At 42.0% G+C, this 12,325-nt stretch carries 12 protein-coding genes; 10 read left to right on the top strand and 2 right to left on the bottom strand.

Annotation, left to right across the window (positions count from 1 at the left end; genetic code table 11):
• Window positions 1-178: 178 nt before the first annotated feature.
• From AC0VYE_RS23130 to AC0VYE_RS23115, 4 genes are all read left to right on the top strand, one after another.
• Window positions 179-586, top strand: coding sequence for a MerR family transcriptional regulator (locus AC0VYE_RS23130; protein ID WP_475442999.1), 408 nt, complete (start codon window positions 179-181; stop codon window positions 584-586).
• Between the two features lie 64 nt (window positions 587-650).
• Complete coding sequence (locus AC0VYE_RS23125) at window positions 651-1,559, top strand: alpha/beta hydrolase (RefSeq protein ID WP_475442998.1); 909 nt, start codon at window positions 651-653, stop codon at window positions 1,557-1,559.
• Window positions 1,560-1,600: 41 nt separating this feature from the next.
• Window positions 1,601-2,281 carry a Crp/Fnr family transcriptional regulator gene (locus tag AC0VYE_RS23120; protein WP_475442997.1) on the top strand — a complete coding sequence of 227 codons (681 nt, stop codon included), beginning with the start codon at window positions 1,601-1,603 and terminating at the stop codon, window positions 2,279-2,281.
• Between the two features lie 106 nt (window positions 2,282-2,387).
• Entirely contained in the window at window positions 2,388-3,236 is an 849-nt protein-coding gene (locus tag AC0VYE_RS23115; protein ID WP_475442996.1) for a HEAT repeat domain-containing protein, read from the top strand.
• A gap of 82 nt (window positions 3,237-3,318) precedes the next feature.
• On the opposite strand, the gene AC0VYE_RS23110 is transcribed toward AC0VYE_RS23115, so the two are convergent.
• Window positions 3,319-4,317: a LacI family DNA-binding transcriptional regulator gene (locus tag AC0VYE_RS23110; protein WP_475442995.1), complete on the bottom strand. Its 999-nt coding sequence runs from the start codon at window positions 4,315-4,317 to the stop codon at window positions 3,319-3,321.
• 169 nt (window positions 4,318-4,486) lie between these two features.
• On the opposite strand from AC0VYE_RS23110, the gene AC0VYE_RS23105 reads away from it, so the two are divergent.
• The 5 genes from AC0VYE_RS23105 (at window position 4,487) to AC0VYE_RS23085 (ending at window position 10,063) form a co-directional block, all read left to right on the top strand.
• Window positions 4,487-5,248 (top strand): SDR family oxidoreductase, encoded by a 762-nt coding sequence (locus AC0VYE_RS23105; RefSeq protein WP_475442994.1) that lies wholly within the window; start codon window positions 4,487-4,489, stop codon window positions 5,246-5,248.
• 106 nt (window positions 5,249-5,354) lie between these two features.
• Window positions 5,355-6,614: a glucuronate isomerase gene (locus AC0VYE_RS23100; protein WP_475442993.1), complete on the top strand. Its 1,260-nt coding sequence runs from the start codon at window positions 5,355-5,357 to the stop codon at window positions 6,612-6,614.
• A 235-nt stretch (window positions 6,615-6,849) separates the two neighbouring features.
• A complete protein-coding gene (locus AC0VYE_RS23095) occupies window positions 6,850-7,854 on the top strand; it encodes a LacI family DNA-binding transcriptional regulator (protein ID WP_475442992.1) in 1,005 nt (334 codons plus the stop codon).
• 338 nt (window positions 7,855-8,192) lie between these two features.
• The gene (locus AC0VYE_RS23090) at window positions 8,193-8,963 is read left to right on the top strand and encodes a GNAT family N-acetyltransferase (RefSeq protein WP_076270920.1); all 771 of its coding nucleotides are present in this window, start codon (window positions 8,193-8,195) and stop codon (window positions 8,961-8,963) included.
• A gap of 65 nt (window positions 8,964-9,028) precedes the next feature.
• Window positions 9,029-10,063 (top strand): DUF1835 domain-containing protein, encoded by a 1,035-nt coding sequence (locus AC0VYE_RS23085; protein ID WP_475449698.1) that lies wholly within the window; start codon window positions 9,029-9,031, stop codon window positions 10,061-10,063.
• Window positions 10,064-10,165: 102 nt separating this feature from the next.
• Here AC0VYE_RS23085 and AC0VYE_RS23080 read toward each other — a convergent pair whose 3' ends face one another.
• Window positions 10,166-11,059 carry an AraC family transcriptional regulator gene (locus AC0VYE_RS23080; RefSeq protein WP_076270918.1) on the bottom strand — a complete coding sequence of 298 codons (894 nt, stop codon included), beginning with the start codon at window positions 11,057-11,059 and terminating at the stop codon, window positions 10,166-10,168.
• Between the two features lie 180 nt (window positions 11,060-11,239).
• Here AC0VYE_RS23080 and AC0VYE_RS23075 point away from each other — a divergent pair, with 180 nt between their 5' ends.
• On the top strand, window positions 11,240-12,097 hold the full coding sequence (locus AC0VYE_RS23075) for a phytanoyl-CoA dioxygenase family protein (protein ID WP_475442991.1): 858 nt from the start codon (window positions 11,240-11,242) through the stop codon (window positions 12,095-12,097).
• Window positions 12,098-12,325: the final 228 nt, after the last annotated feature.

Genomic DNA, 12,325 nt, shown 5'->3' with positions numbered 1-12,325 from the left:
TCCTTTATCGACTTTGAAATTTGTTCGGTTTTTACTTTTTAGTTCCACAATTAGTATATTATAGCATTTTCGTTTTGGCATAACTACAATGCTATTTTCTAATTAAACGTTAAGACCTATGATCGACCTGTGTGTCTCTTCAGAATAATCTTTCAACCAACATAAGAGGGGGATTGAAATGACCGGTTATTTGCGAGGACAAATTGCAAAAATGGCGAATGTGAATATCGAAACGTTAAGATACTACGAGAATCACGGTCTAATTCCGGCGCCGATGCGTTCTGAATCAGGTTATCGGATGTACTCTGAGGAAGTATTAAGTCATCTTACGTTTATAAAAAATGCTAAGGCTTGTGGATTTACATTAAAAGAAATCAAAAAAGCATTAACAAAGTCTAGCAGCAGTCAAATTAGTCTCGCTGACTTTTTGGCTGTGATCGATAAAAAAATGATTAAAATCCGTTTAGATATGGAACGGCAAGAACAAACATTAGCAATGCTCGCAAGTTTAAAAATAAATCTGCAAGCAGAAGAAAAGCACACGGAAACTCAGCAAACACTTCACATCCTTCATATGGAATCTTAGCTTGACGTTGTACTATGCTACAGGCTGTAAACTTACGTTATTAAGCCTGTAGGAGGAGTATTACATGGAAAAAACGAGTACCGAACAGCTTACAGCGATTAAACAATTTTTAAAACAATCGAGCAATTTTAGCGAAATGCCTGTGGAGAAAATACGAGCTAAAATGAACAATACCGCAGCTGCAATGCAAATGAATACGGATATTATCGTCCAAGAGGTAGTAATCGGAAACCTATATGGTGAATGGATTACTCCTGTCAATTTGACTGTAGATGTGAATAAGGTCATTCTTTACTTCCATGGCGGTGGTTTTATAGCAGGCACTTGTGCATTCTATCGTGATTTGACGGCAAGAATAGCGAAATCCAGTGGGGTGAAAGTGCTTGTTATTGAATATAGACTTGCACCGGAGCATTCGTATCCAGCTGCAAACGAGGATTGCCTCACTGCCTATCGTTGGTTGCTTGAAAACGGTTATTCCGCTGCTAATATCTTATTTGGCGGAGATTCGGTAGGCGGAAGCCTTGCGCTTATGACCTTGCTTTCACTTCGAGATCAAGGAGAGACGCTTCCAGCAGGTGCTTTTCTCATCTCCGCCCATACGGATCTAGTTCATTTGGATGGTGAATCCTATACGACTCGATCGGAGCTTGATCCTACAGGGAGCTTGGAGGGAAATCGCAGGCTATTGGACATGTATTTAGGCAGTAGAACGGATGAAATCCCGCTATTATCCCCCCTTAGGATGAATTTGAGCGGACTGCCCGATTTGTTTATCCAAGTAGGCGATCATGAAGTTCTATTAAGTGATTCTACACGGTTTACGGATCAAGCAAGAGCAGCAGGTGTCGCTGTTACGCTGGAAGTATGGGTTCAGATGTGGAGTGTATTTCATTTTCTCGCCTACATGCTTCCGGAAGCGCAGCAGGCTATCGACCATATTGGTCATTTTGTTAAAAAGAAGCTGTCTTAAAATCTTTATTTTTTCATCTCGTTTAACGAACTGGAGGAGAAATGGATAATATTCAATATTTATCGCAATTCAATTTGCTTCAATCACTCACAATAAAAGACTTGATAGAGATGGATGAAATGACCTCTATTACCGTTATCCCGAAAAAGACGTTTATTCAAACACCGGAATCTTTTTCAGAAGGGCTTTATTTTGTGAAAAAGGGAAAGGTACGTTTATATAAGCTGAGTGAGGAAGGCAAGCAATTTACTTCGGATATATTGGGTGTAGGAAATGTATTTGGCGAGATGAATATCATTTCATTTGGTACGCGGGATCACTATATTGAAACGATTGAAGAAAGCCATATTTGTTTGATGAGTAAAGATAGGTTTGAAAATTTTCTAATGCAGCGGCCTCGCTTCATGATGAATTTATTACAGGTTCTTAGTGATCGAATTAGTGCGATGAGTCGTTTAACACAAAATTTAGCTCTAGGAGGTCTTCATGATAAAATTTTGCATATTCTCATGAAGCTTTCTAATCAATTTGGACTTACGAGCATGGATAGGGATGAGTATTGCAAAATTGATTTTCCACTTTCACATCAAGAAATTGCAAATCTGGTTGGAGCGACAAGAGAAGCGGTAACAGTAGCCTTACAAGAGCTTTCGGAACAAAAACGCATTAAGACAGGTTTTAAAACCATCTACATCCATAAAGAAATGTTGTTGCAAAGCTAGGGCATGTCGAAAGAGTTGTAAACTAGATTACATCTTCGCTTATAAATAAGAAGTATGATTGGCGTACTTCCAATTTTAAATGTCGTATAAGCGAGGGAACCGTGTTATGAATAATGAGAAAGCGATGGTTATTTCTGACTCCATTTTATACCGCAAAGGTGCAAGAAAGTTGAGCGATATTCCAAATGAAGTGATAGATCTGATTCATATGGGGAAACTGGAGACGGTCAATTTGACGGAATGGCTCGTTGTCGATCAAATTGTACTGCTGCAAAATGTACTAAACGAGCTTGGTTTGGATCAAGAATCCGATCCCATTCTGGATAGGCTGAAACATTTGAACGAGAAAAAAATTATGAAAATCATACCTGCTATCGCAAAGGAATGGCTTAGCTTATTCGCTCGACTAGCAGAAGAAGAGCAGTCTAAACTTTACGACATAGTAGCTGCTCACCCTTCAGACAGTGTTCGCTGCTGGGCTGCTTTTATTATCGGAGTGGATCAACGTTTAAGTTTAGTAGAGAAGCTTGCATCGATTCGTCCTTTTGCGGCAGATCACCATTTTGGCGTTCGCGAGATGGCTTGGATGGCTCTAAGGGAATCCATCTCCAATGATTTAGTGGGAGCACTTCATTTACTCGAAGATTGGGTGCGTGATCATGATGCGAATATTAGGAGATTTGCCATTGAATCCATTCGACCGCGAGGCGTATGGGCCAAACATATTGCTGAGCTGAAAGAAAATCCTGCTATGGCTCTTTCCCTATTAGAAGCTGTGAACAGCGATGAAGCCAAATATGTTCAGGATTCAGTAGGCAACTGGATGAATGACGCTAGCAAAACTAATCCTGAGTGGGTAAGAGCTATTTGTAATGACTGGTTGGAGCGCTCAAAGGCGAAGGAAACGAAAAGAATTGTGGCAAAAGCGTTAAGAAGCTTGCCGGTATTTCGCTAAGCCGAGGAATGAGGAAAAAGTTTATACATATTCAAACAACAGGGCTATCCTCAAGTAGTGTTATCTACTTTATGGGACAGCCCTATTCAGCATTTGAAAACCGTTTAGAAGTAGAAGCACGCAAAACAAGTTCGGGTTCCAAGTGAACTGTCTTAATCATGTTTGGAGCATCGATAAGCTCAAGAATAGTTTTGGCTATTGCCGCTGCGATGGAGGAGAGGGCAACACCTACGACGGTCATTGGAACCTCAAGATTCTCCATCTGTGGAAGATTGTCGTAACTAACGACAGAAACATCATGAGGGACGGAGAGGCCGAGTTCACTGACGGCGCGAAGGATGCCGCGAGTGAGATCGATTCCGCCGCTTATGACAGCTGTTGGTCGAAGAGGACGATCCATCATCATTCGTGCAGCAATATAACCATCGTGAAATTCTAAACCGTTCATTTGGAGAATGGAATCATCCGTTAAGAGCAACCCATGATGTCTAATCTCTTCTTGAAAGGCTTCGATTTTTACAGCTTGCAGCGGGTCATGCGACTTCGGTTCCCCGATGTATGCTATTTCTTTATGTCCTAAATTTGCCAAGTGACGAACCGCTAGCCGAATGGCTTGACCACGGTTAACATCAACTGCGGAATAGGGCGTATAGTCAGCGGCACCATAGGTGAGAATTGGGATTTGCATGGCGCTGGAGTCGATTGGATTAGGTTTATTTTCCCTGTCTCCAAAGGCGAGTATGGCATCCACTTGATAGCGGCGAAAAGTTTCGATCGCGGATTCGATGTTGCTAATAGACAGCAACGTGATATAGCCGTATTTCTCGAGCTCCTCATTAAGCCGTGTAAGAAGGGATGATAGGGCTGCGCGTTCTATTGATGGCCATACGATGCCAATCGCTCCGCTTTTTCTCGAGACGAGGCTTCGAGCAGCAATATTGGGTTGATAACCCATGTCTTTGGCGATGGAAAGGATATGCTGTTTCGTTTTATTTTGTACGAGTGGGCTGTCTCTAAGTGCCTTGGATACTGTAGAAAAGCTGACGCCTGCACGCTCTGCGATATCTTTGATGGTTACCATAGCTTCCCTCCGAAAGGAACTTTAACGACTATTATCATAAGTCATACATCCTATCATAGTCCAATTATTATGCAAATGAAAGCGGTATAATTGGTGTAGACAGTATGGGTTTATTGCGATATTATGAAAAATAACAACGTTGTTATTTTGATTATAAGGTGGTTTTCTCATGTTTAATTTAACCGATACCGTATCCGTTGTAATCGGTGGAAATGGTGTCCTTGGCAGTGCCATGGCTTCTGCACTGGCTGAAGCAGGATCAAAAGTAGCCATCGTTGGCCGCGATATGGAGAAAGCAAAATTAGTATGCAATCAAATAAATAGCAGCGGCGGAACGGCGATCTCTTTGCAAGCAGATGCAACAAAAAAAGATGAACTAGAAGCGGTGCTTAACGATATTCTTCAATGGGGAGGACGTATAGATACCCTTGTAAATGCTTCAGGAACAAACAGCCCCACACCTTTTTTTGATTTGGAGATGGATGAATGGGATCGAATTATGGATATCAATTTAAAGAGTGTCGTGCTGGCTTGCCAAGTGTTCGGTAAACAAATGATTGAACAGGGCAGCGGCGGCTCCATTATCAATATCTCTTCTGTTTCCTCATCACCACCGCTCTCTCGCGTGTTTACTTACTCAGCATCGAAGGCAGGAGTTAACAGCATCACGCAATTTTTAGCACGCGAATTTGCGCCAGACCGCGTAAGAGTTAACGCTATTATTCCAGGTTTTTTCCCGGCGGAGCAGAACAAAAAAATACTTTCACCCGAAAGAGTAGAGTCGATTATGCAGCATACGCCAATGAATCGTTTCGGAAACCCGGATGAGCTGAAGGGCGCGGTTGTTTATTTGGCTTCATCCAAAGCGTCTTCATTTGTTACCGGCTCATTCCTCCGCGTGGATGGCGGATTTGGTGCGATGACGATATGACCGCGTTTACAGCTAAAGGAACGGACAACAACGACTGCATTTGAACATATAAGGCGCATAAAGCTTTGGGGAAACGGTTGAAGCCAATAAGAGAGGGGAAAAGAAAATGAGCACTCAAACCATTGCAAGCCTAGCAGATATTAAAGCGACGGTTGATCGTTTAGCTATGAGCACGCCTGTTACGGATATGCATACGCATCTATATGCTCCTGAATTTGGAGAACTGCTTTTATGGGGCATCGATGAGCTGTTAACTTATCATTATTTAATTTCAGAGTCGTTCAGATGGTCAGAGGAGGAGTACAGCCTATTCTGGTCGATGACAAAGCGCGAGCAGGCGGACTGGATATGGAAGCTGCTGTTCATTGATCATTCTCCTGTAAGCGAAGCTGCAAGCGGATTTATTACGATTCTTAAACGTCTTGGATTCGATGTATCCTCACGCAATCTGGACGATTACCGGCAAGCACTTGCGAAGCGTACGGTAGAACAGCAGGTAGATACGGTCATGCAGATCGCTGGAATTGAGAAGATCGTCATGACGAACGATCCGTTTGATCCTGTTGAACGTCCCGTTTGGCTGTCAGGCAAAGGAAAAACGGATGCCCGTTTCTATGCGGCGCTGCGAGTTGATGCGCTTCTTAATGATTGGGATCATGCGGTGAAAGAGCTGCAAAATCTTGGTTATGAAGTACAAGCGGAATGGTCTGAGCGGACAAAGGCAGAAACGAGACGTTTTCTCTCGGAATGGATTACTCGGATGGATGCTCTTTATCTTGCAGTGTCGATGCCTGGTGATTTTGAATATCCAGCCGATGACCATCGAAGCAAGATGATTGACGAGGTTATGATTCCTGTATGCCAAGCAAAAAGTATTCCGTTTGCGTTAATGATTGGCGTACGCAGACGGGTGAACCCATCACTCAGATTAGCAGGCGATATGAGCATGTTGTCTGATGTATCGGCAGTGGAAGCCTTATGCCGACGTTACCCCGAGCAGAAGTTTCTCATCACGATGCTGGCCAGGGAAAATCAGCATGAATTAACGGTGCTTGCCCGTAAGTTCCGGAATCTAATGATATTTGGCTGCTGGTGGTTTCTGCATATTGAATCGATGGTTGAGGAAATGACACGTTTTCGCATAGAGCTTCTAGGCACTTCAATGATTCCGCAGCACTCCGATTGCCGTGTGTTTGAACAATTGATTTACAAATGGGAGCATTCTAGAAAAATCATTGGCAATGTTCTTGCTGCGAAATACGAGAAGCTGCATCATAGTGGATGGACGGTGACGGAAGAGGAGATCAAGCGGGATCTGGATGATATGCTGAATCAAAACTTCTGGCGTTTTCTAGGCAAAGAATAATTCATTTAAGGTTATCCATAAAAAAAGCTCAAGGTGATTCTATCCGTAAAATGCGGTGTGGATCACCTTTCTTATGGCAATGGCGGATCTGGAAACACTGGAAATATTGCTCAAAATAACTATTGAAATCGATTTCATTATTTGCTATATTATTAAATATCAACTTGATAGCGCTTTATTTGTTTATATCTGCCAAAATTTATAGCAAAGGTCGAATCTTATGGATGTTAATATCGTGGATGTAGCTAAAGCGGCAAAGGTATCACCGACTACTGTCTCGCGCGTGTTAAACAATAACCCGCTCGTTAAGAACAAAACGAGGGAAAAGGTTCTCATGGTTATTGAGCAAATGAACTACGTTCCCAATGCTGCAGCCAAAAATCTACGCCAGCAAAAAACGTTTACCATTGGAATAATTGTGCCTGATATAATGGTTGCCTATTACTCTAATTTAGTAAAAGGAATTCAGAACAAGGCGCATTTGGAGAAATTTAAAGTCATTATCTGCGATACCCAAAACAGCAGAGAAATTGAGCTCGGTTATCTTCAAATGTTAACGAACAGAACGGTTGACGGCATGATCCTGATTGAGTCGTTACTGCCGAAAGAGACGGTTATGGAGCTGCTTGAAAGAGGTTATGTCATAGGGTCTATTGGACGCAGTATCCTGGATTCCAGAATTTATAACGTCCAAACGAATACGACAGAGGTCGCCATGCATGTGGTTGAGCATCTCATCGAGCAGGGACACAAAGATATAGCATTCATAAGCGGCTATAATGATGCGATCGATAGCTTGGATCGTCTGGAAGGCTACATCAAAGGATTAGAAAAACACGGAATTCCTTTCCGGCCAGAGCTTGTGGAAAATGGCGATTTCAACAAAAGAGGCGGATACTCAGCTTTAAAGCGCCTTTGGGATGCAGGGCAGAAGTTCACAGCTGTTTTCTCTGCCAATGATGAGATGGCATTAGGCATTTATGCCGCGTGCAGAGAAGCGAATGTAAGAATCCCTCAGGATCTAGCTGTTTTTGGCGTAGACAATGAAAGAGTTTCGAGATATTTGGTGCCTCAGCTGAGCACGGTTAATCAATTGAAGATTGAGATGGGCTATGCTGCTGCGGAAATGCTGATCAAAAAAATTAAAGGCGAGATGGCGGACGATGATGAGCGTATTGTCGTTGTTGATTCTCAGCTGTGCATTCGTGCTTCTTCTAATTACAAAAGAGTGCAATCATAATTTCAGATTATGAATATCTCTTTTTTACAAAATGAAATCGATACCATTAATTAATATAGCCGCTTTGCATACAAGAGACACGACTTCAATGAAGTGCGATTATTCATCTACCAAATCGTGAATCACAATAAATATAAGAAGCAGCTTTTTTATACAGGGTGTTAGACTTTCAGTCAAAAACTAACAAAACGAGCCATAGTAATCATACTATAGGCTCGTTTTGTTTTGCTGATTGGTCTTTCATTATGGCATACTGATCAAGACGGACATGAATCTTTTTAGCCGGCAGTCACGTACCTAAGTAAGACGGTAAGACAAATGGACGACGGAGGCATTCGATGAATAAAGAACAGCTTATAGCATTGTTTAATAAGGAACAACGGATAGATCAGACCATTGCTGGCTTTCGCCGTGAAGAAGAAGGTGGACTGATAAGGCAGGTTTCCCTTACAGGCGGTGAAGGTTATGTAACCTACTCAGCATTAACAAATGAAACGGTTCAACATGCGATTAATGAGCAGCTATCTTACTTTAAGCAATTGGATCAGCGGTTTGAGTGGAAGCTATATGACTACGATCAGCCTGCCAATTTAAAGGATAAGCTTAGTGAGCATGGATTTACGATTGGAGATCCCGAGGGATTGATGGTTATGCAGCTAACAGAAGGTGATTTTATGTTATCCTGTGAAATTCCATCCTCTATCATTCGAATCGCCGATGAAGCAGGAATCAATGACATCGTCTTACTGGAAGAAGAAATTTGGGGAGAATCACATCGCGAGCTTGGAGAGGAATTAATACGAAATCTGAAAAATGATCCGGATAGCCTGTTTATCTATGCAGCTTATGAAGATGGAAAAGCAGTCAGTGCAGCTTGGATGTATTTGCATAATGGAACTTCCTTTGGAAGCTTATGGGGCGGGTCAACCTTGTCGGCTTATCGAAACAAAGGGATGTATACTTCTTTACTTGCTGTACGAGCACAGGCAGCTTGGGAAAATGGATTTCGCTTGCTGACGGTAGATGCTAGTCCGATGAGTCTTCCTATTTTGAAGAAAAGGGGCTTTGATCTTCTGGCTTATTCTTATCCATGTGTATCACCAAAATAAAGGAATGAAGATTGCTTTATTGATTAGTAAAAAGTGAAGAACAGGAGTTGAACATTTTGAAAAAAGTGATGGAAATACGTAAAGCGATCGATGAGCTGTCATCGGAGGATGTAAGGACGGCTCTTAAGCTGGTTATGTTTCAAATTGATTTAGCTAACGGAAATAAACAATTGGAAGAGAATATCTTCCATAACTTGAAGGGATTTTACGATGATTTGCTCCTTGCTCAAAACAATGAGAAGACTGGAGAATGGAGTGCAGAATCCGCTAAGATTCATATTTTATTTGGGGACTCAGCTGCTGGTAGTTTGAGATATGCAGTAAAGCAGATGGGATTATCGGATACAAACAAAGTAGTCTCATTTAATGACAGATACTCGATAGGACCGATTTGGCAGCTTCATGAGGAGGAGGGAAGAAAGAAAAGATACGAATGGCTGAGAGATCATATTAATAATGGCTACGATAGTCCAGAAGATGATGTAGAAGAGGAAGTTTATCCTAAAAGTATAATTGCCCAAATTCCAGCAGAAGCCTCCATTGTACTTTGGGTTGGTAACAATGCTCATGATTATGCTGGTTTGCGCTATACCATTTATTTGCTCAGAAATTGCTTGAATAAGGTTTTTGTTTTTAATGCGGAGGATGCTTGCAGCAGAAGGTTTAATACACCGGATAGATTTATCGATTATATTCATTTAGGAGAAGTTCCGATAGAAAAGCTGCAGGCTGTATTTGGCGAGTCGGAGGAAAATGGTCCGTTATCCCGTGAAACAAGAGAGCAGCTGGAGCGTGAATGGTTAACGCTTGCCGAGCAGCAAGAGGTGCTGCGCATTTGGCACGACAACAAACTGGTTGGCGTTGACGAACATTATTTTGATGCCTATTTATTAGAGACGGTAGAGCAGCTGCTGAGTGAAAAGCCTAAAGGCGAATTTATTAAAGCTGCCAGAGTAGTCGGACAGGCACTCGGCTACTGTGAACAATATGTAGGGGATCAATATTTTGAATTTAGATTGCGCGAGCTTATTTACGCAGGCAAATTAGAAATCAAGGGAGTGCCTCGTGCAATGAGGTTTTATAGTGTAAGGATGAAATAAACTTGTATGCTGTCCCTTTTATTTATCCAGATGGAGCTTTCCTGTCATGCCGACGGGAAGGCTTCTTTGGGCTGGACATGAGATTAAAAGTCCTGCATTTATTTATAGATTAGATTTTGTAGATTGACGATAGAGAGTTGGCGTTTGCCCAGTAAAACGTTTGAAAAATATGCTAAACGTATGAATGGATGAGAATTGCAGCTCTTCTGCGATTTGCGAGATCGCTTTCGACGTGCTTCGAAGCTCAGACTTCGCTTTATCCAAGCATAAGTGACGAATATATTCACCAAGGGGAATGCCAACGGCATTTTTGAATTCCCTTGCGAGATGGGAGCGGCTAATATGGATAGATTTCGCTAGCTGCTCGGGATCATAGTTATAACGAACCTCACGATGCAGCTGATTCATTACTTCAGTAATCGCGTCGTTAAGCGGCCTCGGAGGGGCCTCTGCTGCTAATGCTGGATCAAGAAAATTTCGCAGCGTCGTCACAAGCAGCTGTTGAAACAACCCTTCCACCATAGGCAAGCTTAAATAAGCTTTATTTTTAATTTCGGTAATCATATGCTCGAATAGTGCTTTTACTCGGCTATCTTGATCATGAGCGATTCGTTGAAGTCCAATCCGGTAAAATTCAGGAAACAAGGAATGTAGCCGCTCCAGCCTAAACCCGATGTAATAGAGCTTGAAAGGCTTATGTTTTCCTGCTAATCCAAAATGAATTTCTTCAGGCTTAGTAAGCAGGAGCTGGCCTTTCTCAATTTCATAAACCGTTTTATCGATTTTGTACTGGCTGTACCCTTCATCCACGTAGCACAATTCGAAATGATCATGATAATGAATCGATGTGCTCCAGTTTTCATAATGGTTCACACCGAGATAATAAATATGGCTCGCATCAGAATCGAAGGGCAATTCAATACGAAACTCACTTTCGTTCTCAATAACAAGATGTTGTTTGGGTACCTCATTCTTTAATGATTTAATTTCCTTCATGCGATGACCTCTTCTCCTTTTCAAAACAATTACCTCCGATTATACCTTTTCAGCACAAAATCACAACAAGCAATGATGATCAAAAACTTTAAATCTATGCATGGAATTGCAAAATACAACGTATTTTAACCGGTTTATAATGATCATATGTTTAAAATATGAATGCATGAGGTGCATAATATGTCTATGAATGGTCAACTGCGTAAAGATTGTCTCCCTGCACAAGAAGATGTCACATTTTTTGCTGAAAATGGTTACTGGATTTCGCCTATTATTTTCTCTGAGGATGAGCTAGCGGAAATCGTTGCACATCAGGATCGTCTATATCGCGGCGAATACGAGACTGGAAAAGCGCCGGTATGCAATTGGCTGGAGGGACAGGATAATCCGCGGGCTCTGAGGAAAACAGATAATTCGCATTGGTCAGATCTGACTTTGCGTAACGTAGCAGTAAACGCTACGATCGGAGGAATTGCCGCTGCTCTGATGGAGACGGAAACGATAAGGTTGTTTCATGATCAGCTGCTGTATAAACCAGGAAGAGGTACAGGTAAGGAAACAGCAAATGTAGGCTGGCACCAAGATTACGCTTACTGGCAATGCTGCGCGGGGCCGACGCTCATTACGGCTTGGGTTGCATTTACGGATGTGGATCTATCGAATGGCTGTATGCAGATGGTGCCGCGCAGCCACAAGTGGGGCTTGTTGAATGTAAATGATTTCTTCGAGCAAAATTTGGAGAAGCAGCAGCAAGCAATGGACATTCCGGAAAACGAAAAGTTTTCAACAGTACCTGTTATTATGAAAGCCGGACAAGTAAGCTTTCATCATGCATTGACCATTCATGGAAGCGGGCCTAATACGAGTGATCAAGCACGCCGCTCAATGGCGGTTCATCTCATGACGGGTGAAACCAAATATAAATACGACGCTAAAGGCAATAATCATTTTAATGCACAGATGATGAACGGCAGAGAGGGAGAAATATACGAGGGCGAAGCATGGCCTGTATTGTATACTGCAAAAAGCGAATTGTAAGGCAAGAGAGGCGCCTGTTAAAGGATGCCTGCCTATACTTTTGTAGTAGAGTAAGTATATAATCAATACTATAAACTTCGTTAATAAGATGATAAAAATACGCCATTTATGGCGTATTTTTGTTATTTGCGAAAGCGTGGCCGTATGTAACATTTGGTTTTTGATCGCGTTTGACAATAGGCAACAATATGAATTAATTTTAATAAAAAGAGCGTGAGTTTTGATCAC

Source organism: Pristimantibacillus sp. Z349TD_6, assembly GCF_056173205.1.
This window is presented reverse-complemented; position numbering and strand designations above follow the sequence as displayed.